The organism is Streptomyces sp. NPDC094448 (assembly GCF_044763775.1).
Classification (GTDB): Bacteria; Actinomycetota; Actinomycetes; order Streptomycetales; family Streptomycetaceae; genus Streptomyces.
On sequence record NZ_JBIWGU010000009.1, the window covers coordinates 219077 to 242158 of the forward strand.

At 72.9% G+C, this 23082-nt stretch carries 19 protein-coding genes; 5 read left to right on the forward strand and 14 right to left on the reverse strand.

Going from position 1 to position 23082, the window contains the following annotated elements:
* Positions 1-226: 226 nt before the first annotated feature.
* Positions 227-1579, reverse strand: coding sequence for a class II 3-deoxy-7-phosphoheptulonate synthase (locus tag ACIQ9E_RS19400; RefSeq protein WP_366257771.1), 1353 nt, complete (start codon positions 1577-1579; stop codon positions 227-229).
* Positions 1580-2066: 487 nt separating this feature from the next.
* Here ACIQ9E_RS19400 and ACIQ9E_RS19405 point away from each other — a divergent pair, with 487 nt between their 5' ends.
* Entirely contained in the window at positions 2067-4031 is a 1965-nt protein-coding gene (locus tag ACIQ9E_RS19405) for an anthranilate synthase family protein (protein ID WP_403708552.1), read from the forward strand.
* Between the two features lie 2 nt (positions 4032-4033).
* Here the strand turns inward: ACIQ9E_RS19405 and ACIQ9E_RS19410 are convergent, their stop codons facing one another.
* The 5 genes from ACIQ9E_RS19410 to ACIQ9E_RS19430 all read right to left on the reverse strand — a co-directional run bounded on the left by ACIQ9E_RS19410 (position 4034) and on the right by ACIQ9E_RS19430 (position 9800).
* Positions 4034-5038, reverse strand: coding sequence for a 2-hydroxyacid dehydrogenase (locus tag ACIQ9E_RS19410; protein ID WP_403708554.1), 1005 nt, complete (start codon positions 5036-5038; stop codon positions 4034-4036).
* A 554-nt stretch (positions 5039-5592) separates the two neighbouring features.
* Positions 5593-6621, reverse strand: a complete 1029-nt coding sequence (locus ACIQ9E_RS19415) for a 6-phosphofructokinase (RefSeq protein WP_403708556.1) — start codon at positions 6619-6621, stop codon at positions 5593-5595.
* A 349-nt stretch (positions 6622-6970) separates the two neighbouring features.
* Positions 6971-7708, reverse strand: a complete 738-nt coding sequence (locus ACIQ9E_RS19420; RefSeq protein ID WP_403708558.1) for a response regulator — start codon at positions 7706-7708, stop codon at positions 6971-6973.
* Positions 7709-7723: 15 nt separating this feature from the next.
* Positions 7724-8950, reverse strand: a complete 1227-nt coding sequence (macS, locus tag ACIQ9E_RS19425) for a MacS family sensor histidine kinase (RefSeq protein ID WP_403708560.1) — start codon at positions 8948-8950, stop codon at positions 7724-7726.
* An 88-nt stretch (positions 8951-9038) separates the two neighbouring features.
* Positions 9039-9800: a lysophospholipid acyltransferase family protein gene (locus ACIQ9E_RS19430; RefSeq protein ID WP_403708562.1), complete on the reverse strand. Its 762-nt coding sequence runs from the start codon at positions 9798-9800 to the stop codon at positions 9039-9041.
* A gap of 270 nt (positions 9801-10070) precedes the next feature.
* On the opposite strand from ACIQ9E_RS19430, the gene ACIQ9E_RS19435 reads away from it, so the two are divergent.
* Together ACIQ9E_RS19435 and ACIQ9E_RS19440 are read left to right on the forward strand one after the other, a co-directional pair.
* Positions 10071-10850, forward strand: a complete 780-nt coding sequence (locus ACIQ9E_RS19435) for an alpha/beta hydrolase (RefSeq protein WP_403708564.1) — start codon at positions 10071-10073, stop codon at positions 10848-10850.
* On the forward strand, positions 10843-11493 hold the full coding sequence (locus tag ACIQ9E_RS19440) for a hypothetical protein (RefSeq protein ID WP_403708566.1): 651 nt from the start codon (positions 10843-10845) through the stop codon (positions 11491-11493). Before ACIQ9E_RS19435 ends, ACIQ9E_RS19440 begins: the two co-directional genes overlap by 8 nt.
* A gap of 40 nt (positions 11494-11533) precedes the next feature.
* On the opposite strand, the gene ACIQ9E_RS19445 is transcribed toward ACIQ9E_RS19440, so the two are convergent.
* The 6 genes from ACIQ9E_RS19445 to ACIQ9E_RS19470 form a co-directional block, all read right to left on the reverse strand.
* Positions 11534-12298 carry an endonuclease/exonuclease/phosphatase family protein gene (locus tag ACIQ9E_RS19445; protein WP_403708568.1) on the reverse strand — a complete coding sequence of 255 codons (765 nt, stop codon included), beginning with the start codon at positions 12296-12298 and terminating at the stop codon, positions 11534-11536.
* A gap of 313 nt (positions 12299-12611) precedes the next feature.
* Positions 12612-13559, reverse strand: coding sequence for an ROK family glucokinase (locus ACIQ9E_RS19450; protein WP_403708570.1), 948 nt, complete (start codon positions 13557-13559; stop codon positions 12612-12614).
* A gap of 135 nt (positions 13560-13694) precedes the next feature.
* Positions 13695-14195 carry a DUF5304 domain-containing protein gene (locus ACIQ9E_RS19455; RefSeq protein ID WP_403708572.1) on the reverse strand — a complete coding sequence of 167 codons (501 nt, stop codon included), beginning with the start codon at positions 14193-14195 and terminating at the stop codon, positions 13695-13697.
* A 65-nt stretch (positions 14196-14260) separates the two neighbouring features.
* Complete coding sequence (locus tag ACIQ9E_RS19460) at positions 14261-15481, reverse strand: ArsA-related P-loop ATPase (protein WP_403708574.1); 1221 nt, start codon at positions 15479-15481, stop codon at positions 14261-14263.
* On the reverse strand, positions 15481-15930 hold the full coding sequence (locus ACIQ9E_RS19465; RefSeq protein WP_403708576.1) for an SRPBCC family protein: 450 nt from the start codon (positions 15928-15930) through the stop codon (positions 15481-15483). The genes ACIQ9E_RS19460 and ACIQ9E_RS19465 overlap by 1 nt, the downstream gene beginning before the upstream one ends.
* A gap of 172 nt (positions 15931-16102) precedes the next feature.
* Positions 16103-16885 (reverse strand): metallophosphoesterase, encoded by a 783-nt coding sequence (locus ACIQ9E_RS19470; protein WP_403708578.1) that lies wholly within the window; start codon positions 16883-16885, stop codon positions 16103-16105.
* Positions 16886-17183: 298 nt separating this feature from the next.
* Here ACIQ9E_RS19470 and ACIQ9E_RS19475 point away from each other — a divergent pair, with 298 nt between their 5' ends.
* A complete protein-coding gene (locus ACIQ9E_RS19475) occupies positions 17184-19004 on the forward strand; it encodes an AMP-dependent synthetase/ligase (RefSeq protein ID WP_403708580.1) in 1821 nt (606 codons plus the stop codon).
* 218 nt (positions 19005-19222) lie between these two features.
* Here the strand turns inward: ACIQ9E_RS19475 and ACIQ9E_RS19480 are convergent, their stop codons facing one another.
* Positions 19223-20377 carry a glycosyltransferase family 4 protein gene (locus ACIQ9E_RS19480; RefSeq protein WP_403708582.1) on the reverse strand — a complete coding sequence of 385 codons (1155 nt, stop codon included), beginning with the start codon at positions 20375-20377 and terminating at the stop codon, positions 19223-19225.
* A gap of 161 nt (positions 20378-20538) precedes the next feature.
* On the opposite strand from ACIQ9E_RS19480, the gene ACIQ9E_RS19485 reads away from it, so the two are divergent.
* Positions 20539-21843 carry a glycosyltransferase 87 family protein gene (locus ACIQ9E_RS19485; protein WP_403708584.1) on the forward strand — a complete coding sequence of 435 codons (1305 nt, stop codon included), beginning with the start codon at positions 20539-20541 and terminating at the stop codon, positions 21841-21843.
* Here ACIQ9E_RS19485 and ACIQ9E_RS19490 read toward each other — a convergent pair.
* The gene (locus tag ACIQ9E_RS19490; RefSeq protein ID WP_403708586.1) at positions 21800-23071 is read right to left on the reverse strand and encodes a hypothetical protein; all 1272 of its coding nucleotides are present in this window, start codon (positions 23069-23071) and stop codon (positions 21800-21802) included. The two genes, ACIQ9E_RS19485 and ACIQ9E_RS19490, sit on opposite strands and share 44 nt — an antisense overlap.
* Positions 23072-23082: the final 11 nt, after the last annotated feature.

Sequence of the window (23082 nt, forward strand, 5' to 3'; positions counted from 1 at the left end):
CCCGCCCCGGGGGGGGTCGCCCCTTTCCCCCCAAAACCCCCCGTTCCCCGCGGGGCCCAACACCCACCCGCCCGGGGGGGGGGGGGGGGGTACCCCGGGGGGGGGGGGGGGGCAACCCCCCCCCCCCCCCCCACTGCCGTACGGAGAACTGTCCTGCGGAGAGCGCCCGAGAAGCCCTCGGAGAACGCGGCGGACAGCCGGTCACCGGACCGTCACCGGGTGCCGGTCACTGGTCCCGGTACATCTCCGCGACCAGGAACGCCAGGTCGAGGGACTGGCTGCGGTTGAGCCGCGGGTCACAGGCCGTCTCGTAGCGCTGGTGGAGGTCGTCGACGAAGATCTCGTCGCCGCCGCCCACGCACTCGGTGACATCGTCGCCGGTCAGCTCGACATGGATGCCGCCGGGGTGCGTACCGAGCCCCTTGTGGACCTCGAAGAAGCCCTTGACCTCGTCGAGCACATCGTCGAAGCGGCGGGTCTTGTGACCGGAGGCCGCCTCGAAGGTGTTTCCGTGCATCGGGTCGGTCACCCAGGCGACGGTGGCACCGGACGCGGTGACCTTCTCGACCAGCTCGGGCAGCTTGTCGCGGACCTTGTCGGCGCCCATCCGGACGATGAAGGTCAGCCGGCCGGGCTCGCGGTCCGGGTCCAGCCGGTCGATGTAGGTCAGCGCCTCGTCGACCGTGGTCGTCGGGCCCAGCTTGATGCCGATCGGGTTGCGGATCCGGGAGGCGAACTCGATATGCGCCCCGTCGAGCTGGCGGGTGCGCTCACCGATCCACACCATATGGCCGGAGGTGTCGTAGAGGTGCCCGGTCCGGGAGTCGGTACGGGTCAGGGCGCCCTCGTAGTCGAGGAGCAGCGCCTCGTGGGAGGCGAAGAACTCCACCGCGCGGAACTCGGCCGGGTCGGTCCCGCACGCCTTCATGAAGTTCAGCGCGTTGTCGATCTCCCGGGCGAGCTGCTCGTAGCGCTGGCCGGAGGGGGACGACTTCACGAAGTCCTGGTTCCAGGCGTGGACCTGCCGGAGATCGGCGTAGCCGCCGGTGGTGAAGGCGCGGACCAGGTTCAGCGTCGAGGCGGACGCGTGGTACATCCGCTTCAGCCGCTCGGGGTCCGGGACCCGCTCGGCCTCGGTGAACGCGAAGCCGTTGACGGAGTCGCCGCGGTAGGTCGGCAGCGTGACGCCGTCGCGGGTCTCGGTGGGCTTGGAGCGCGGCTTGGAGTACTGGCCGGCGATCCGGCCGACCTTCACGACCGGGACGGACGCGGCGTACGTCAGCACGGCGCTCATCTGGAGCAGCGTCTTCAGCTTGGCCCGGATATGGTCCGCGGAGACGGCGTCGAACGCCTCGGCGCAGTCACCGCCCTGGAGGAGGAACGCCTCGCCCCTGGCGACGGCGCCCATACGCGCCCGGAGCTGGTCGCACTCGCCCGCGAAGACGAGCGGCGGATAGCTTTCGAGCTCGGCGATCACATCGCGCAGAGCCTCGGCATCCGGGTACTCGGGCTGCTGCGCCGCGGGCAGGTCTCGCCAGGTGTTGCCACCGGACGTGGTGGTCTTAGCGTTCACGGTCACAGCGCCAACAGTACGGGGTCGGCGTGGCGCGCTCGGTCCCCGCCCACCCAATGAGACGTACGGTCCAGCATTCCGTCACATAAATCACACCGGGCCTCAGTCGTTTACAGGCGTTTCAGTGTTTCCCCTGATCACCGTGGTCCCACGGCCCATGGTCGGCTTCCGGCCGGAGCCGCGGGCACCGCACGGGGGCGCGGCGCCCCGGCCCGGCGCGGCCGGAAGGGCCGCCGTACGCCTCCGGCCGTGCGCTACAGTTCGCGCCATGAACACGACGCAGCACCGCACCCAGTGGTGGTGGACCGCTCATCCGGCGGCCCACTGACTGCGCGTTCCCAGCAGACGCAGCGAAGCAGACGACCAGGCCGCCCGAGGGGCGGCCTTCGTGTTTTTCGCCGTCCGCACTCCGCGGACCCCGGCCGGCCCTCTCCCCCGCGGCTTCCCGAGCCGACGGCGCACCGCCGTCCGAGCCCCGCCGGAAGGAACCCGGATGTCCACCACCGCACCACCCGCCCCACCCGTCGCACCCGCGCCGACGGCCGCGCCGTCCGCGGCCGGAGTGATCTCCGGTCTGCTCTCCGGCGACCGCCCCTTCGCCCTGCTCCGCAGGCGCACCCCCGGCCTCGGCCACGACACGGTCGAGGTCCTCACGGGACCGGTCCTCGATTGCGGGACTCTCGGTGAGCTGCCCGTCTTCACCGACCGTCCGGCGCTCGCCCTGGTGCCGTTCCGGCAGATCCGGGAGCGCGGTTTCGACGTCCGTGACGACGGCACACCGCTGAGCGTCCTGATCGCCGACGAGCTGTACGAGCTGCCGCTCGCCGAGGTTCTCGACGCGCTGCCGGACCGTGCGGTCCGGGTCGAGGGCGGTGCCTTCGACACCCCGGACGAGGAGTACGCCGATATCGTCGCCCGGGTCGTCGATCAGGAGATCGGCGGCGGCGAAGGCGCGAACTTCGTGATCCGCAGGACGTACACCGGCACCATCCCGGGTTTCGGGCGGGCCGACGCGCTGGCGCTGTTCCGCCGGCTGCTGGCGGGTGAGCGGGGCGCGTACTGGACGTTCGTGGTGCACACCGGGAGGGGCGGCCGGACGCTGGTCGGCGCCAGCCCCGAGGTGCACGTCCGGATGAGCGGCGGCACGGTCGTGATGAATCCGATCAGCGGCACCTTCCGCTATCCGCCCGGCGGCCCGGACGCCGAGGCCCTGCTGCGCTTCCTCGACGATCCCAAGGAGCGCGACGAGCTGTCGATGGTCGTCGACGAGGAGCTGAAGATGATGTGCACGGTCGGTGACCGGGGCGGGGTCGTCGTCGGGCCCCGGCTGAAGGAGATGGCGTATCTGGCGCATACCGAGTACGAGCTGCGGGGGCGTTCCTCGCTGGATGTACGGGAGGTGCTGAAGGAGACCATGTTCGCGGCCACGGTCACCGGATCGCCGGTGCAGAACGCGTGCCGGGTCGTCGAACGCCACGAGGTGGGCGGTCGGGGCTACTACGGAGGTGCGCTGGCGCTGGTCGGCCGGGACGGCAGCGGCGCGCAGACGCTGGACTCGCCCATTCTGATCCGTACCGCCGATATCGGCCCGGACGGCGGGCTCCGGGTGCCGGTGGGGGCGACGCTGGTACGGGGGTCGGTGCCCGCGCACGAGGTCGCGGAGACCCATGCCAAGGCGTCGGGTGTGCTGGCGGCCCTGGGGGTGCGTCCCGGCCGGTCCGCCGGGGATGCGGGGCGGCCGCGGCTCGCGGACGACCCCCGGGTGAGGGCCGCGCTCGACGCCCGCCGGGCTTCGCTGGCGCCGTTCTGGCTGCGGCTCCAGGAGCGGCCGGCCGGTCTCGGCGGCAGCGGCGGTGAGCTGCACGGGCATGCGCTGGTGGTGGACGGTGAGGACACGTTCACGGCGATGCTCGCCCATCTGCTGCGGTCGACGGGGCTCGATGTGTCGGTACGGCGGTTCGACGAGCCCGGTCTGCGGGAGGCGGTCGCCGCGCACCGGGGTCCGGTGGTGCTCGGCCCCGGTCCCGGCGATCCCTGCGATACCGCGGATCCGAAGATGCGGCTGCTGCGGGCGCTCGCCGGGGAGCTGCTGGCCGGCCGGGAGCACGGGGTCCTCGGGGTCTGTCTCGGGCATGAGCTGATCGCCGCGGAGCTGGGCCTTCCGCTGGTCCGGAAGGCGGCGCCCTACCAGGGTGCGCAGGAGCGGATCGACTTCTTCGGGCGGCCGGAGACCGTCGGTTTCTACAGCAGTTTCACGGCCCGCTGCGACGGGGCCGCGGCCCGGCGGCTCGCGGGGCGGGCGGTGGAGGTGGCGCGGGATCCGCTGAGCGGTGAGGTGCATGCGCTGCGGGCGCCCGGTTTCGCCTCGGTCCAGTTCCATCCGGAGTCGGTGCTGACCATGGACGGTCCGGCGCTGGTCGCCGGGTTGCTGCGGGAGTCGGTGCTGGCCGGGGGCTGAACTCAGGGGGCGGGGGCCGCCGGGACGAGGACGTTCCCGGACCGGCGGCCCGCCGCCCAGTCGGAGACGTTCCGTGCGGTGGTCTCGACGATCTGGGTGACGGCGTCCTCGGTGTAGTAGGCCTGGTGTGAGCTGACCAGCACATTCGGGAAGGTCATCAGCCGGGCGAGGGTGTCGTCGGCGACCGCTTCGAGGGATTTGTCGAGGAAGAAGAGCCCGGCTTCGGCCTCGTAGACGTCGAGTCCGACGCCGCCGAACCGGCCCCGGCGCAGCTCTCCGACGAGGGCCTCGGTGTCGATCAGACCGCCGCGGCTGGTGTTGACGAGGACGGCGTCGTCCTTCATCGCGGTGAGCGCCGCCGCGTCGACGATGTGGTGGGTGGCGGGGAGCAGCGGGACGTGCAGGCTGATCAGATCGGCCTCGGCGAAGAGGCGTTCCTTGTCGGTGTACGTCATGCCGAGGTCCGTGCAGTCCGGGTTCTCCGCGATGTCCCAGCCCAGCAGGCGCATGCCGAAGCCGTGGGCGATCCGGGCGAAGGCGGCGCCGATCCGGCCGGTGCCGAGGACGCCCGCGGTGCGGCCGTGGAGGTCGCGGCCCAGCAGTCCGTCGAGCCGGAAGTCGAAGTCCCGGGTCCGGCCGGCGGCCCGGACGATGCGGCGGTTGACGGCGGTGGCCAGGGTCCAGGCGAATTCGGCGACGGAGTACGGGGAGTAGGACTCGACCCGGGCGACGGTCAGGCCCAGTTCCCCGGCGACCGCGAGGTCGATGTTGTTGAAGCCGGTGGAGCGCTGGGCGATCATCCGGGTGCCCCCGGCTGCCAGGATCCGCAGCACTTCGGCGTCGAGATCGGCGTTGACGCTGGTGGAGACGGCTTCGTGGCCCGCCGCGATGGGGGCTGTGTCGGCGTTGAGGAAGACCTCCAGACAGCGGACCGGGAACCGTCCGGCGAAGGCCTTCTCGATCAGCGGCTTCTCGTCCGCCTGTACGCCGAAGGCGAGGATCTCCATACGGTGTCTCCCGTCCGCCTGTCCGCCTGTCCGCCCGCCGCCGGGTCCTGTGATGGGGGGCGCGGGCCGCTTCCGGGGCGACTATACGAACCCGGGCGGCGGGCCGGGGGCGGACGCGCCGGTCGCCTCCGGCGGGGAGCGGAGGCCGGACGGGCAAGGGCGGAGCGGGCGGTGGGGGCGGCGGACCCGACCGCCGCCCGTGACCCACCCGGCACGGCGCGCTGTCCCCCCCTGTGCCCTGCGGGCACGGGCGGGGGTGCCGGAGTCCCCCGCCCGTGCCCGCCCTCCGGGGACGGTGTCCGCGTACTGCATGAGCACTGCACGAGGTGGCCGATCGGCCGCGGGTGCCCGCCCGGCGCTTCTCCGGCCCGAGCGGCAAGAGGCGGCCGGGCGGCACTGTGGTACGGACCCGGCCGGGGCCGGGTCGACATGCTTCCGAAGGCACATCCGAATCGCACCGGGGCGGCACCCGGTCCACCGGCCGGGCTTTCGGGCACGCGGCGGACCGGGGCCGGGCGCCCATGCCACCCGGGCCCCGTCCGGCTCTCGCGCCGTCAGCCGAAGAAGACCCCGACCTCCTCGTAGAGTGCGGGGTCGACGGTCTTCAACTTCGCGGTCGCCTCGGAGATCGGGACGCGGACGATGTCCGTCCCCTTGAGGGCGACCATCAGGCCGAAGTCGCCGTCCCGTACGGCGTCGATGGCGTGCAGCCCGAACCGGGTCGCCAGCCAGCGGTCGTACGCACTGGGCGTACCGCCCCGCTGGACATGGCCCAGCACGGTGGTCCGGGCCTCCTTGCCGGTGCGCTTCTCGATTTCCTTGGCCAGCCATTCGCCGACGCCGGACAGCCGTACGTGTCCGAACGAGTCGAGCGTCTCGTCCTTGAGGACCACCTCGCCGTCCTTGGGCATGGCGCCTTCGGCGACCACCACGATGGGTGCGTAGGTGGCCTTGAAGCGGGAGGTGACCCAGGCGCAGACCTGGTCGAGGTCGAAGCGCTGTTCGGGGATGAGGATGACATTGGCGCCGCCGGCCAGGCCCGAGTGCAGGGCGATCCAGCCCGCGTGCCGTCCCATCACCTCCACGACGAGGACGCGCATATGGGATTCGGCGGTGGTGTGCAGCCGGTCGATCGCCTCGGTCGCGATGCCGACGGCGGTGTCGAAGCCGAAGGTGTAGTCGGTGGCCGACAGGTCGTTGTCGATGGTCTTGGGAACGCCGACGCATTTGACGCCGTACTCGTCGTGCAGCCGGGCGGCGACGCCGAGGGTGTCCTCGCCGCCGATCGCGATCAGTGCGTCGACTTCGGCCTTGGCCAGATTGTCCTTGATACGGCGGATGCCGTCGGGGGTCTTGAGCGGATTGGTGCGCGAGGAACCGAGGATGGTGCCACCGCGGGGCAGGATGCCCCGGACGGCCGGGATGCCGAGCGGAACGGTGTCGTCTTCGAGCGGTCCCCGCCAGCCGTCGCGGTAGCCGGTGAACTCGTACCCGTACTCCTGGACGCCTTTGCGGACGACCGCGCGGATGACGGCGTTGAGGCCGGGGCAGTCCCCGCCCCCGGTCAGTACTCCGACGCGCATGAGAAGAAATCCCTTCGCCAGATGAGCCCTAGGACCGTCACGCTAATCGTGATCCAGGTCACTACGAGTGGGCGGCGAGGGTCAATCCCCCTGCGGTACGCGGCGGTCGAGGCGCTGGTCAGCGGGGTGCGCCGGGGTTGCGGGCCGGGAGGCTTTCGCCGGCCTTTGGGCGGTATTTCACCCGTACGAGGGGAGGGGCTCGGTCCGGGTCCTGGTACCCCTCCGCGGGGCCGGACGGGCCGCCGCAGCGGGGGCCGCGGCGGGTTTCCGGCCCGGTGCCGGGGGCCGGGCCGCCTGCCGTGCCCCGCGCGGCTGCGGACCGCGGGGTTCCGGGCCCGGCCTCCGGCGGTCAGCCCGCCGGGCGGGCCGAATCGGCGCGGTCGTCGGGGTCGTCCGGGTCGTCGGGTATGTCGATGCCCTGCTCTATCGCGTACCGGACCAGCTCGACGCGGTTGTGGAGCTGGAGCTTGCCAAGGGTGTTCTGGACGTGGTTCTGCACGGTGCGGTGGGAGATCACCAGCCGCTCGGCGATCTGCTTGTACGACAGCCCCTTGGCGACCAGCCGGAGCACCTCGGTCTCGCGTTCGGTGAGCCGGGGGGCCTTGCTGTCGCCCGGACCGGCGGCGGGGGCCGGGTCGGTGGCCAGCCGGCGGTACTCGCCGAGGACCAGACCGGCCAGTCCCGGGGTGAAGACCGGATCGCCCTCGGCCGTGCGCCGGACCGCGTCGGCCAGTTCCTCCGCACTCGCGGACTTCAGCAGATAGCCCGTGGCGCCCGATTTGACCGCTTCCAGTACGTCGGCGTGCTCACCGCTCGCGGAGAGCACCAGCACCCGCAGCCCGGACAGCACGGCCACCAGTTCCTTGCAGACCTGGACACCCGGTTTCAACGGCAGGTTCAGGTCGAGGACGAGGACATCGGGCGTCACGGCCCGGGCCCGGCGGACCGCCTGCTGACCGTCGCCCGCGGTGGCGACGATATCGAAACCGGCCGCGGCCAGATCACGTGCGACGGCATCCCGCCACATCGGATGGTCGTCGACGACCATCACCCGGACCGCCCCCTGCTGCGGCGACTGCTCCGTCATGCTCCGTCCTTCCCCCTAGGTTCCCGCGGTCCGCGGGACCTTCAACTCGACTTCCGTGCCCTGCCCCGGGACCGAGATCAGCTCGGCGGTGCCGCCCAGCTCCCGCAGCCTGCCGCGGATGGAGAGCGCGACCCCCAGCCGGCCCTCCCCCTCGGCCTGGACCAGCCGCCCCTCGGGGATGCCCGGCCCGTCGTCCCGGACCGTGACGATCACCTCGTCCGGCCAGTCCTCGACCAGGATCCACGCATGGGCGGCGGCTCCCGCATGGCGCTCCACATTGTCCAGCGCGGCACCGACAGCGGCCGCCAGCTCGGTCGCCGCGGCCGCCGGGAGCAGTACGGGCGCGCCGGGCTCGGAGAGAGTGACCCGGGCCCCGGTCCTGGGCGCGAGCAGCGAACGCAGATCGCACGCGCCGGGCTCCTCACCGTCCCCGGAGCGCCCGCCGGCCGGGGCACCCTCGTCGAAGGCGCGGACCAGGGCGCCCTGGGAGGCGTCTTCGGAGGCCCGGCTCGCCGGGACCAGGCCGCTGGAGACCAGGGTGCGCAGGGCGACTTCCTGCTCTCCCGCCATCCGGCCCAGTTCCGCGGCCTCGCCGCCGAGCGCGGTGCCGCGCCGCTGGACCATCGCGAGGACCTGGAGCACACCGTCGTGGATGTCCCGGGCCAGCCGCTCCCGCTCCCGGGTCGCCGCTTCGATCTCCAGGGCCCGGGCGAGGGTGCGTTCGGAGGCGCGGGCGACCTCGACGACGTACCCGATGGCGATGGACGCCACCCACACCAGCAGGACGTTGTGGAAGGTGTCCCCGCTGGGCTCGCCGCGCTGCACCATATTGGCGACGGCCACCAGCGAGGAGGCGAGACCGGCCCACCGCCAGCCGCCCTTGAGGGCGAAGGCGAGGACGGCGCCCGCGGTCCATATCGACGGCAGCGTCGGACCGTCGACGCGCTGGGCGTCGGCATCGGCGACCGGGGTGAGCATGATGCCGGTGAGGGCGATCGTCAGATCGGCGGCGAGGAAGGCCCGGGTGCAGGCGGCGGCGTTGCGGACGTACGGGAGGGTGGCCAGCGTCCAGACCGTCAGGAAGGCGAGGAAGGCGTAAGCCACCCAGGGGCGTTCGAACTTGTCCGGGTTGAGCGGCAGCAGCAGGAGGGCGTAGAGCATCGTCAGGACGCGGTAGCCCGCGAGGGCGCGCCACAGTGGCAGCTCGACCGACATCCGTACGACCCGCTCGCGCTTGGCCATGCTCCCCGCTCCCCCGTGTTCCCTGCTGCTGCCCGCCCGTGGACGCCGGTCCGTACCCCCCGGTACGGAGCCTGCCGGGCCCGGCGGATCAGGCGGCCTGCGCCCGGTCCCCGTCCTTCTTCTCCCCGTCCTTCTGCTCCGCGGCCTTCTGCTCCGCGGCCTTCTTCTCCTCCGCGAGCTGCCGTTTGGCGGCGGTCGCGTAGATGTCGACGTACTCCTGGCCGGAGAGCTTCATGATCTCGTACATCACCTCGTCGGTCAGCGACCGGCGGATGAAGTGGTCGTTCTCCAGCCCCTGGTAGCGGGTGAAGTCGAGCGGCGCGCCGATTCTGATCCCGGGGCGCATCAGCTTGGGGACGACCTTGCCCGGTGGCTGGATCTTCTCGGTGTCGATCATGGCGACGGGGATCACCGGGGCGCCGGTCGCGAGTGCGACCCGGGCCAGTCCGCCGGACTTGCCGCGGTAGAGACGGCCGTCCGGGGAGCGGGTGCCCTCGGGGTAGATGCCGAACAGGCCGCCGTTCTCGATGACCTTGATACCGGCCTGGATGGCCGCCTCGCCCGCGCCGCGCGCGCCCGAGCGGTCCACCGGGAGCTGCCCGACCCCCTTGAAGAAGGCGGCCGTGAGCCTGCCCTTGACTCCGGGGGAGGTGAAGTACTCCTGTTTGGCGATGAACGTGACCTTCCGGTCCAGCACCGCGGGCAGGAAGAAGGAGTCGGAGAAGGAGAGGTGATTGCTTGCGAGGATCGCCGGCCCCTCGGTGGGTACGTTCTCCAGTCCCTCCACCCAGGGTCTGAAGGCAAGCTTCAGCCCCCCGCCGACGGAGAACTTCATAGCGCCGTAGATCAACTCGAATGCCTCCTGTTGCTGTAGTCCAGACCTTAACCCGAGGGGGGTCCGGTCTCCCCGCACCGGGGCCGGTGAGGGGCGGGCGGGCGGCGGGCCGGTGCCGGGGCCGGTGGCGGGCGGACGACCGGGGCGGCGGACCTGGTCGGTGCCAGTCGGGTCGCGTACCGTGAAGTACACCTTCCGAGCCACCGTGCTCCACCCCCGCGACCGGGGCCGCCGCTGCCGCTCCGCCGGCTCCGCCGCGGTCCCGCCCTCTGAAAGGAGATTCCGGTGCCGGTCCTCCCCGGAGCCGAGCCGTACCGCCACGAGGGCGGTGAGATCGGCGTCCTGCTGTGTCACGGTTTCACCGGTTCCCCGCAGTCCCTGCGTCCCTGGGCCGAGTATCTGGCGGAGCGCGGGCTCACCGTCTCCCTGCCGCTGCTGCCCGGACACGGGACCCGCTGGCAGGACATGCAGCTCACGGGCTGGCAGGACTGGTACGCGGAGGTGGACCGCGAGCTGCGGGAGCTGACCGCCCGCTGCTCCACGGTCTTCGTCTTCGGGCTCTCCATGGGCGGGGCGCTGACCCTGCGGCTGGCGGCCCGGCACGGCGATGCGGTCCGGGGCATCGTGCTGGTCAATCCGCTCAACCGGCTGCACGGGCTCCGGCCGGCGCTGCTGCCGGTGCTGCGGCATATCGTCCCGGCGGGTCCGGGTGTCGCCAGCGATATCGCGAAGCCGGGGGTGCTGGAGGTGGGGTACGACAAGGTGCCGCTGCGCGCCGCGCACTCCCTGCTGCGCTTCACCGGGCTGGTCGACGGCGAGCTGCCGCAGGTCACCCAGCCGCTGCTGCTGCTCCACAGCCGGGTGGACCATGTGGTCGCCCCGGCGGATTCGGCCCGGATCCTGAGCCGGGTCTCGTCGACGGACGTCACCGAGGTGGTGCTGGAACAGAGCTACCACGTCGCGACGTTGGACCATGACGCGGAGCAGATTTTCGACAGGAGTTACGCGTTCATCGGCCGGCTCGCTTCGCAGGAGCAGACGGAGGGGAGCTCGACTGGTGGCTGAGCAACACGACGCGGACCGCGAACCGCAGCCCATCGACGAGGAGGCCGCCTGGGCGGCGATCGTCGCGGGGTACGGGGAGGAGCCGCCGGATCCGCCGGGGGCCAAACCGTTCAAATCGGTGGAGGACCTCGCGGCGCTGGAGGCCCCGGTCAACGAGAAGCCGGTGCCCGCGCCGGGGCGTGGTCCGGCCGCGGAGAGCCCGGACCCCGGCGGTCCGGATCCTGAGGGTCCGGACCGGAAGAAGGACGGGGCCGCCGGTGAGGACGGGGCCGCCGGGCCCGGGGACGTACCCCGGCTGGGGAGTTCCGTCGTCTTCGCCCCGGGGGTCGGCGGCGCGGGCCCGCGGGACTATGCGGTCGCCGAGGCCAGGGACGACGATCTCGACGAGAGCGACGAGGGCCATTTCGTTCCGCCGGAGCCGCCGCCGCTGCCGGAGGCCGATGTCACGGCGAAGTTCGCCTGGCTGGCAGTGGTCGGCGGGCCGGTGCTGATGCTGATCGCCGTGCTGCTCCAGTGGGAGATGACGTGGTGGCTGACCACGCTCTCGGTGGGCGGCTTCCTCGGCGGCTTCGCGACGCTGGTGGCCCGGATGGCGGACGGTGACGACGAGGAGGACGACCCGGGGCGGGGCGCGGTGGTCTGACGGCGACCGGCCCGACCGCCCCGCCGGGGGCCGGGCCGCCTCAGCCCGCGGCCGCGGCGGGGACGCGGAGCGCGGCCAGGACCGGCAGATGGTCGGTGGCCGTGCGCAGGTCCGCCTCGGCCACTCCCGGCAGCCGGGACGGCACTCCGCAGGCCAGCACCTCGACGCCCGGGCCGGCGAAGAAGGCGTCGATCCGCTTGCGCGGCGCGCTCTGGGGGAAGGTGTGCTCACCGCCCCAGGGCGCGACCGCCCAGCCGTCCTGGTGACCGGCGGCGAGCCGGCGGAAGCCCGCCCCGTCCGGTTCCTCGTTGATGTCGCCCGCGGCGACGGTGTACGCCGTACCGAGTGCCGCGAGCCGGTCCAGCAGCATCCCCGCCTGGGCGAACCGCTCCCGGGGGTGCAGGCTGAGATGGCAGCTCACCACGCCGAGCGGGGCGGAGCCGCCGAAGCGTACGACCGCGGTCGCGAAACCCCGGCGGTGCTGCCCCCGGGTGAGCGGCAGCAGAATGTCCTCGGTGCGGTCCACGGTCGCCCGCAGCGAGCAGAGCAGCAGCGGTCCGGCGGCGGTGGCACCGCCGGACAGGACCACGAGATCCGTTTTCGACGCCAGCCGGGCGGCGTGCTTGCGCCAGCGGAAGAACCGCGGCGCCTCCTGGATGAACACCAGGTCGGGGGCGCAGGCACGGATCACCCGGACCAGGGCGTCCTCGTCGTCCCTGAGGGAGCGGACGTTGTAGCTGAGCGCCCGGACGACAACGGATCCGTCGGGATTCGTACGGGAGTTGGGCATCGCGCTGATCGACATGCGCCCATTCTGGCAACTGCGGGGCCGCAGGGGGTGCGGCTCTCCACCGGGGCTCCTTCTCCGGGGCTCCTTCTCCGCTCGTCCCGACCGGCCGGTCCGTCGCCGGGTCCGGCCGCCGGAGGCCGTGAGCCGGCCCCGGCCGTGTCCACACGGTCCCGCCCGGCCCGCGACGCCCGGCCCGCACGCTCTCCCCCTGTCTCCTTCGGGCGCGGGTGGGGGTACCAGGGAAACGGCCCCCTGGCTTCGCCGGTGGGGGTCCCCCGGCCGCAGGGCGCGCCCTGCGGGCGGACGGCGCTGCTTTCCGGATACGGGCTCAGCCCTGGCGGGCCAGGTCCGCCGCGCCCACCAGGCCCGCGCGGTTGCCCAGTTCGGCCGCGAGGACCTGGGCGTGGGGGCGCCACTGGGAGCCGACCAGCCAGCGGCGGAAGGATTTGCGGACCGGGTCGAGGACGAGTTCGCCCTCGTCGGAGACGCCGCCGCCGATGATGAACGCCGACGGGTCGAAGAGGGACGCGAGATCCGCGAGCCCCGCCCCCACCCAGCGGGCCAGCTCCCGGAAGGAGTCGACGGCGACGGTGTCGCCCCGGCGCGCGGCCGCGCTGATGTGCTGCCCCTGGATGCCGTCGACCGTACCGTCGCCGAGGCCGAGGAGGACCGCCGCCCGCTCCGGTGCCGCGGCCGCCCGCTGGCGGGCGTAGCGGACCAGGGCGCGCCCCGAGGCGTACTGCTCCCAGCAGCCCTGGCTGCCGCAGCCGCAGAGCAGACCGTCCGGTACGACCCGGACATGCCCGAACTCGGCGGCCACGCCGAAGCGTCCGCGGCGGAGCTTGTTGCCCATGATGATGCCGCCGCCGAGGCCGGTGCCGAGGGTGATGACGATGACGTCGTGATGACCCTGTCCGGCGCCGAAGCGGTACTCGCCCCAGGCCGCCGCGTTGGCGTCGTTCTCCACCACGACGGGCAGTCCGACGCGCTGCTCGACCTTGTCCTTGAGCGGTTCGTGGCGCCAGTCGATATTGGGCGCGAAGATAACCGTGGCGCGTTTGTCGTCGACATAGCCCGCGGCACCGATACCGACGGCCGCGATCTCCCCACCGGTGCTCGTCCGCGCTCCGTCGACGGCGGTGCAGATCGCGTCGATGATGCCGTCGGCCGTCGGCGGGGTGGGAACGGTGTGGGTTTCGAGGATGGTGCCCTCTTCGTCGACCACTCCCGCCGCGATCTTCGTTCCGCCGATGTCAACGCCGATGGTGAGTGCCATGATCCCTGTTGTCCCTGCGATCGGTTCGGGCCCGGACGGGGGCAACCGTACCGGAGCGGGGACGGTTTCCGGCCGGTTGTGATCACCGGGGCACCGATCGGGACCGGCCCGCGACCGGGGCGGTCACCGGGTGGTTCAGTCGTCGAGGTCGATCTTCTCGCCGGCCGCCGGGCCGTCGTCGCCACGGTCGTTGCGGTCGTCGTGCTTGTCACGGTCGCGGGCGTCGGCGCGGGAGGTGTCCGCCGGCTTCTCCGCGGTCGCGCCACGGGTCCAGCGGTGCTCCTGGTCCTGGACGGCGGAGCGGTAGGCCGCGAGCAGTTCGCCCCCGGCGGCGGCGAGGTGGTCGAAGACCTGGGGGTTGCGCTCGATAACCGGCTCCACCGCCGCCTTCGCCTGGTTCACGAACTGCTGGACGGCGCTCTGCGCGGCCGCCCCCGGCAGCGAGGACTGGAATTCGGTGACCTTGTCGGCAACGGCACCGAACAGTTTGCGCAGCTCGTCGGCGGCCGTACCGGGCGGGGTCCCGTACTCCGCGCGGCGGCGCGCCTTCTCCGCCTCCAAGTCCTCGGCGCAGGCATCGCCCCAGGGGTCGGCGGTCACGTCGGCGTCGGCGGGACGTCCGGTGGCATCGCTCATCTCGTACTCCTGCACAGGCGCGTCGGGTGGTCTCCTTCGACGGTACCCGACCCCGTGGGAAGCGTTCAGTCCCGCTCGGGCCAGAGCCCGGGATCCGGGGTGAAGCGGACGGTGAGCACGCCGTCGGAGAGTCCGGCGCCGGTCACCGTACAGCGGCGGAGCACGGACGGCAGCGGAACGATCCTGCGGAACGGGCCCACGGTGAGCACGAGTTCACGGCCGCGCCGCACCAGGCCGAGCCGGTCCTTCGTGGCACCGGGCAGGGGGATGGCCCAGGTGAGGATCCCGTCCTCGGCCCGCCGGTCCTCGACCCCGTCGCCCGAGGGGCCGGGGCGGAGCGCCGTGGCGTCGCCCGGAGCCGACACGGGCAGGGGCACGGGCAGCCGGGCCAGATCGTCGGCGCCACGCGGCTCGCGCCCCAGATGCTGCAGTCCGTGCACTTCGCCCCACTCATCCCATTCACCCCATTCATCGAGGCATTTGTTCTGCTCGGCGGTGAGGCCCGCCAGCCAGGGGTCGGCGGAGTGAGCGGGCAGCAGGCGGTTGGCGACCAGCATCCCGACCCGCAGCCCGTGGAGCGCCAGCCCCGGCCGGGCGGCCCGCAGGGCGTCGGTGGCCGCCGGGGACGGCTCCGCGACCAGCAGCAGACCGGTCCCGGGGGCGGCGAGCAGCTCCTCCACCGCGGCCAGATCGCGGTCCCAGCCCGCGGCGGTGTCGTAGAGCCACTGCGCGGGCATCGGAACTCCGGCGAGCTGGGCCAGTACGGGCCGCAGGGCGCGGGCCGCCTGCCGCTCCGCGGGCAGCAGCCTGCGGAGATAACGGCGCAGCTGTCCGGGCAGGGCGAGCAGGGCGACGGCCTCGGCGAGCGGCGGCAGATCGACCACGACGAGATCGGGTGCCGGATCCCCGCGGGTATGCCGGGCGACTGCCCTGAGCAGGGCGAACTGTTCACTGCCCGGGAGTTCCGTCAGCTCTTCCCCGGCGAGCGGGGCCGCCCCGAGCAGTTCCAGGGCCGCCCCGGCCCGCTCCTGGAAGGCGAGGAATTCGGTACGGAAGTCGGCAGCCGCGTCGATCCGCGCCACCCACAGTCCGGGGGCGACCGCCACCGGCTCCGCAGGGTCGGCGGACGGCGGCGCCTCCAGTCCGAGAACGGCCGCCAGGGCCTCGCCCGGCTCGGGCGAGAGCAGCAGGGTGCGACGGCCCGCGCGGGCGGCGGCCAGCGCGGTCGCCGCCGCGACGGTGGTACGGCCCGCGCCGCCGAGCCCGGTGACGAGGACCGTCCGCATCAGACCGCGGGTCCGCTCTCGACGCGCTTCTTCAGCCCGTCGAGGGCCCGGTCGATGATGACCTTCTCGGCCTTGCGCTTGATCATGCCGAGCATGGGGATCTTGACGTCGACCGTGAGCCGGTAGGTGACCTCGGTACGGTCGCCGCCGTCCACCGGGCGCAGGGTGTACGAGCCGTCGATGGCCCGCAGCATCTGCGATTTCACCAGGGTCCAGCTCACCTGGTCGGGACCGCCCCAGGTGTACGCGAGGGTGTGGTCGTCCTTGATGGCCCCGGCGTCCAGGACCAGCCGGACCTCCTCGGCCCGTCCCTCGGTGTCCCGGGAGACGACCTCGGCCAGCTTCACCTCTCCGGTCCACTCGGGGTAGCGGTCGAAGTCCGCGATCACCGCCATGACTTCGGCGGGCGCCGCGTCGATGATGATGTTCGAGCTGGTGTGTTCCGCCATCGCCGCGGCTCCTCACAGTGCGGTACCCGGCCCGGACGCGGACGGACGCCGCACGTCCCGGGGTGAAGGGGTGAATATGTGGTGTGCAGGCTATCGCGACCGGGGAGGCACCCGGTCCACACCCCGGACGATCACACCAGGGCCGGCGAGCCCGGGGACCGTACCGCCCGGGTCACCACTCCAGCGTCCACGGCCGCCCGGTCGACGCGAAGTGCCCGACGTTGACGCACTCGGTCGCGCCGACCCGCATCCGGGACACCAGCGGCTGGTGGACATGGCCGAAGAGCGCGTACCGGGGCCGTACCCGGTGGATCGCGTCCAGCAGCGCCGTACTGCCGCGCTCGAAGCGGCGGGCGACCGTGTCGTAGGTCAGCTCCGGCACCTCGGGCGGGATGTGCGAGCAGAGCACGTCGACCTCGCCGAGGGCCTCGACCTTCGCCGCGTACTCCTCGTCGGAGATCTCGTACGGCGTGCGCTGCGGCGTGCTCAGCCCGCCGCCGACGAAACCGAAGACCAGACCGCCGATCTCGGTCCGCTCGCCGTCGAGGACGGTGACACCGGGGCGGGCGTACTCGGGCCAGAGCCCCGGGATGTCGACGTTTCCGTAGGTGGCGTACGTCGGGGCGGGGAAGGCCGCGAACAGCTCCGCGTACTGGCGGCGGACTGCGTCCTCGATCAGCGCATCCCGGCCCCCGCCGCCGGGGTCCCGTTCGGCCCAGAGCCTCCGGGCCAGGTCACGGGCCTCCTCATAGCGGCGGGCGGTGCGCAGGGAGACGATCAGACCGGCGTTCTCGACGCCGAAAAGATCGGGGAAGATCCCCCGCGAATGGTCGTGGTAGTCGAGGAAGAGCACGAGGTCGCCCAGGCAGATCAGGGCATCGGCGCCGGCGCCCGCGGCGGCGAGATCCGCCGCGTTGCCGTGCACATCGCTGACGACATTGACCCGTGTACCCACCCGTACGCCCTCCCGCCGCTCCGTCCGGCCCCGGTGATCAACCCTAGCCCTGTGCGCCCGGCGCGCGCCTGGCCCGCGCGGCGGACCGGCCGTTCTTCCGGGTTCCGGCAACCGTCGACTACCGTGGGACCCGGTCGTGTCTTGTGGATCTGCGGTACGCCGGTGTCGGCGGGTGTGACGCACAGAACATCTGGCCGGAACCCCCTACCCGGAACGGACTACCGGTGGGTAACGTCCGGGCAGCCCAGTGCACCCGCCACGAGGCTGTGGCGCCGGCGCCCGATGAGGAGCAGCAGTCTTGCGCGAGTTCAGCCTTCCGGCCCTGTACGAGGTCCCCGCCGACGGAAACCTGACGGACCTCATCCACCGCAACGCCGCTCAGCACCCCGATGTCGCGGTCATGGGCCGCCGGACGGACAGCGGCTGGACCGATGTCACCGCCCGGCAGTTCCTCGCCGAGGTGCGCGCCGCCGCCAAGGGCCTGATCGCCTCCGGCATCGGCCCCGGCGACCGGGTGGCCCTGATGTCCCGCACCCGCTACGAATGGGTTCTGCTCGACTTCGCGATCTGGAGCGCGGGCGCGGTGTCCGTGCCCGTGTACGAGACCAGCTCGGCCGAGCAGATCGCGTGGATCCTCTCCGACTCCGGAGCGGTCGCCATCGCCGTCGAGAGCGCCACGCACGCCGCTGCCGTCGCCTCCGTCCGGGACGGCCTGCCGAAGCTGCGCTCCGTCTGGCGTATCGACGAAGGCGCCGTCGACGAGCTGACCGCGGCGGGCGCGGAGATCTCCGACGCGACCGTCGACGAGCGCGGCGGCAGCCTCAAGGCCGACGACGTGGCGACCATCGTCTACACCTCGGGCACCACCGGGCGGCCGCGGGGCTGCGTCCTCACCCACCGGGCGTTCTTCGCCGAATGCGGCAATATCGTGGAGCGCCTCAAACCGCTCTTCCGGACCGGCGAAAGCTCCGTGCTGCTCTTCCTGCCCGCAGCGCACGTCTTCGGGCGGATGACCGAACTGGCCGCGGTCATGGCACCCATCAGACTCGGCACCCTCCCCGACATCAAGACCCTCACCGACGATCTGGCCGCCTTCCGGCCCACCGTGATCCTCGGCGTACCGCGGGTCTTCGAGAAGGTCTACAACGGGGCGCGCGCGAAGGCCCAGGCCGACGGCAAGGGAAGGATCTTCGACCGGGCGGCCCTGACCGCCATCGCCTACAGCAAGGCGCTGGACGGCCCGCAGGGCCCCTCCCTGGGGCTCCGTCTCCAGCACGCCGTCTTCGACAGGCTCGTCTACCGCAAGCTCCGGGCGGTGCTCGGCGGCCGCGGCGAGTACGCGATCTCGGGCGGCGCGCCCCTCGGCGAACGCCTCGGGCACTTCTTCCGCGGTATCGGCTTCACCGTCCTGGAGGGCTACGGGCTCACCGAGTCCTGTGCGGCGACCGCCTTCAACCCCTGGGACCGGCAGAAGATCGGCACGGTCGGCCAGCCGCTGCCGGGCACGGTGGTACGGATCGCGGACGACGGCGAGGTCCTGCTCCACGGCGAGCACCTCTTCGAGGGCTACTGGAACAACGAGGCGGCGACCGCGGAAGCCCTTCGCGACGGCTGGTTCCACACCGGTGACATCGGCGCCCTCGACGAGGACGGCTATCTCTCCATCACCGGCCGGAAGAAGGAGATCCTGGTGACCGCGGGCGGCAAGAACGTCGCCCCGGCGGTCATCGAGGACCGGATCCGGGCGCACGCCCTGATCGCCGAATGCATGGTCGTCGGCGACGGCCGGCCGTTCGTGGGCGCGCTCATCACCCTCGACGAGGAGTTCCTGGGCCGCTGGGCCGCGGGCCGCGGCAAGCCCGCCGGGTCGACCGCGGAGTCGCTGCGCGACGATCCCGAGCTGCTGGCGGAGATCCAGCGTGCGGTCGACGACGGCAACGCGGCGGTGTCCAAGGCGGAGTCGGTACGGAAGTTCCGGCTGCTGGGGGCGCAGTTCACTGAGGAGGCCGGGCATTTGACGCCGTCGCTGAAGCTGAAGCGGAGCGTGGTGGCGAAGGACTTCGCGGAGGAGATCGAATCCCTTTACGGGGACGCCGCCCGCGGGGGCGCCGCCCGCTGAGGGGCCGGGGTGCGGGGCCGAGGGTGCGGGGCCGCGCCGCCGGTGGCTGGTGTTGCGTGTCCGGGCGCGGGCCGCAGGGTGGCTGGTCGCGCAGTTCCCTCGCGCCCCCGCTTGCCCGCCCTGCTCCTCTCAGGGCCGACTCCACCAGGGTGGGAACCCTCCTCCCGTGACGCGCGACCGCACCGGTCACCGGGGGCACCCCCACCCCCCGGGGACCGCTAGAGCAGTTCCCGGAGCCTCGTCGCCAGAAGGTCCCAGCGCCACTTCTCCTCGACCCACCGGCGGCCCCTGTCGCCCATGCGCCGCCGCAGCTCCTCGTCCGCCAGCAGGGTCACGATCCGCTCGGCCGACTCCGCCACCGCCGCCTCGTCGGTGCCGCCGCGCACCACCCAGCCGGTCTCGCCGTTCAGTACCGCGTCCGGCGCGCCGCCCGAGTCGCCCGCGACGACGGGAAGGCCGGTCGCGGACGCCTCCAGGTAGACGATGCCGAGCCCCTCGACGTCCAGGCCGCCGCGCCGGGTCCGGCAGGGCATGGCGAAGACGTCGCCCGCGCCGTAGTGGGCGGGGAGCTGGTCCCAGGGGACGGCGCCGGTGAAGCGTACGGATGCGGCGACGCCCGTGCTCTCGGCGAGTCGCCGCAGGTCGTTCTCGTACGGTCCGCCGCCGACGATCAGGAGGACGGTGCCGGGGATCCGCGCGAGGATCCGCGGCAGTGCCCGGATCAGGGTGTCCTGGCCCTTGCGGGGTACGAGCCGGGACACACAGACCACGACGGGCCGGTCGGTGAGGCCGAGCCGTTCCCGTACGGCCGCGCCGCCGGAGCCGGGGTGGAAGGTCTTCTCGTCGACCCCGGGCGGGAGCTGGACCATGCGTGCGGCGGCCGCGGGGGTGAGCGCGGCGGCGATCCGGGAGCGGGTGTACTCGCCCAGATAGGTGATCGTGTCGGTGCCTTCGCCGATCCGGCGCAGCAGGTGCCGGGCGGCGGGCAGCTGTGCCCAGCCCGCTTCGTGGCCGTGGGAGGTGGCGACGATCCGGTCGGCTCCGGCTCGGCGCAGGGCGGGGCCCATCAGTCCGAGGGGGGCGGCCGCCCCGAACCAGACCGAGGTGCAGCCGTGTTGCCGCAGGAGCGCGCCGGCGCGGGCGGTGACGCGGGGGGTGGGCAGCAGCATCGTCGTACGGTCCCGTACCACGGTGAACGGCTGCTCCGCGTCGAAAGCGGCGGTCGCTTCGGCTCCTTCGCGGCCCCGCTTCCAGGTGGAGGCGTAGACGACGAGCCGGTCGGGGTCGAGTCGCAGGGCCATATTGTGCAGGAACGCCTGGATGCCACCGGGCCGCGGGGGAAAGTCGTTGGTCACGATCAGGGTCTTGTGCATCGTGGGCCGACAGTACCAATCGGGGCCGTACCGGCTCCCGCACACCCGGCCGGGGTCCGTCCGGCCCTGCCTCACGGTCCGGCGTGCCGGGCGGTTGCATCATGTGCGGGGTGCGGCCGCCCCGGGGGCGGGCGTGGCATCTGCCGGGAGAAGGGGCGGCCATGACCGACGGGCGGCGCAGCGGCGTCACGGGGTGCACCGGGCGGGCCTTCGGCGCGATCGCCGCCGGGTGGCTGCTGACCCGGGCCGGTCTGCTGATGTGTGTGTTCGGGCTGGTGACCGTGCCCGGCCCGGACGTCACTTCGGACGTCTCGGTGATCTACCGGGGCTGGTACGAGGTGCTGCGTACCGGTGTGTTCCCGGTCGGCGACGTGACCTGGCAGTATCCGCCGGCGGCTGCGCTCGTGATCCTCTCGCCCTCGGTGCTGCCCTTTCTGGAGTACGCGGCCGCGTTCTTCGTCCTGGCGCTGTTGTGCGATGCGGTGGTGCTGGTTCTGCTGCTGGGTGCGGCCCGGCGTCCGGGGGGTTCGGTGCGGGGGGTGTGGGTGTGGGTGGCGGGGGTGCCGTTGCTGGGTCCGACCGCGTACGCCCGCTACGACCTGATGGTGACCGCGGTGGCGGTGGGGGCGCTGCTGGCGGGGGTGCGGCGGCCCCGGCTGATGGGTGCTCTGGTGGCGTTGGGTGCGCTGGTGAAGGTGTGGCCGGTGCTGCTGCTGACGGGGGTGGTCCGGGCCCGGGTGTGGTGGGCGGCCGCGGTGACGGCTGCGGCGGTGCTGGTGGCGGCGCTCGCGGTGCCGGGCGCTTACGGTTTCCTGACCCATCAGCGGGACCGGGGTACGGAGGTGGAGTCGCTGGGGGCGCTGGTGTTCCACGTCTGGCGGCTGGCGGGCGACTGGGAGGGGCAGGTGCTGCTGCACTACGGTTCGCTGGAGTTCCTCGGGCCGTACGTCCCGCTGGTCTCCGGGGCCGCTCTGGGGCTGGCGGCGGTGGCGCTGGGCTGGCTGGTGCTGTGGCGGCTGCGTGCGGCGACGGCGGCGGGGGGTGCCGGGCTCGGGGCGGTACCCGGTGCGGTGCCGGATGCCGCGTTCACGGCGGTGCTGCTGTTCACCACCACGAGCCGGGTGATCAGCCCGCAGTATCTGCTGTGGCTGGTCGGCCTGGCGGCCGTCTGTCTGCTGCGCCGTCCGGCGCGGATGGTGCTGCCCGCCGTTCTGGTGCTGGCGGCGACCGCGGTGACGGTGCTGGAATTTCCGCTCTTCTTCGACCAGGTGGTGGCGAGCCGCCCGGTGGGGGTGGCGCTGATCCTGGTCCGCAACGCTCTGCTGGTGGCAGCGGCGCTGACGGCCTGCCGGGAGCTGTGGCGCGCTGTCGCGGAAACGGCGGCCGTGGCCGGTCCGGCGGATACCGGCACCGCGGCGGCCGTCATGCCAGCCGGTCCCGCAGATAGCCGCGCCAGCGTGCGGTGAACTCCTCGGGGCCGATGCCGAGGAGCTGGTGCATGGCCTTGGTGACGGCGGCGGTCCGTTCGCGGCCGGCGCCGATCTGCCGGTAGAACCGTACGAGGGTTTCCTCGCCCCATCGGGCGGCGATCAGCTCGCAGGCCAGCCAGCCGCCTTCGTAGGCCCGGGACAGGGTGGCCTGGTCGCCGCCGAAGGAGAAGTCGTGGTCGGCGGGGAGGGTGGCGGGGAGTTCGCCCTGCTGGACGGAGCGGTGGAGTTCGGGGGCGTTCTGGCCGGTGGTCCGGGGGGTGTCCCGGTAGGCGACCCAGTCGGCGAAGCCTTCGGAGAGCCACATCGGGGTGGCGGCGGAGGTCGCGCTGCGGGTGGCGACATGGGTGGTCTCATGGGCGAGGACCACGCTCCGGCCGATGTCGCCGAGGCTGTCGTAGGCGACGGGGTTCACGATCACCCGGTCCGCGGGAACGGCGGCCGAGGTGCCGGTCTCGCCGGTGGTCACGGCCGCGATGCCCTGGTAGACGGCCGGGGGTGTGCCCAGCAGGCCGCCCATGGCCTCCAGGGACCCCGGGACCATGATCACGACGCGGCCGGGCCACGGGCCGCGCCAGGCCCGGGAGACGGCGGGCACCGTACGGTCGACCGCGTCCGCCAGGGCCCGCAGCCGGTCGACGGGCCGGCCGACGGCGAGGACCAGCGAGCTGCGGCCCCGGACGACGGTGACGGCGCCCTGCTGCCAGAGCTGCTCGGCGGCGCCGTCGCCGGGCCGGTCCGCGGTCAGGAACCAGCGGCTGTCGCGGAGGCCCAGTTCGAGCCGGCGGGGGACGACGACGGGTGCGGTGTCGTAGCCGCGTACCCGGTAGTTGAGTTCGGCCTCGGCATAGACCTTGGGACCGTCCCGCCGTACCGCCCCGAGCCGGTAGGCCCAGGAGCCGATGGGGACGTGCGCCAGATTGCGGAAGACCTTCCGTTCGGCGGCCCGCAGTTCGGTCTGTTCGCCGGCGAGTACGGCGAGGTAGCCCTGCTCGTCCCGGTTGAGCAGGGCGGCCGCCCGCGCGTTGAGGGTCTCCTGGACGGAGTCGACGGTATGCGCGGACGCCCGTGAGTCCGGGGCGCAGCCCGTCGACCCGCCCGCCACCAGGGCGAGGGAGAGTGCCAGGGCCCGTCGCCGCCCCGGCTGTTCGTTCCGTCCGCTCGGCCGGTCCCCAGGGGTCCGGTCCGGCCTTCCGTGCACCGCCACGCGGCTGATCG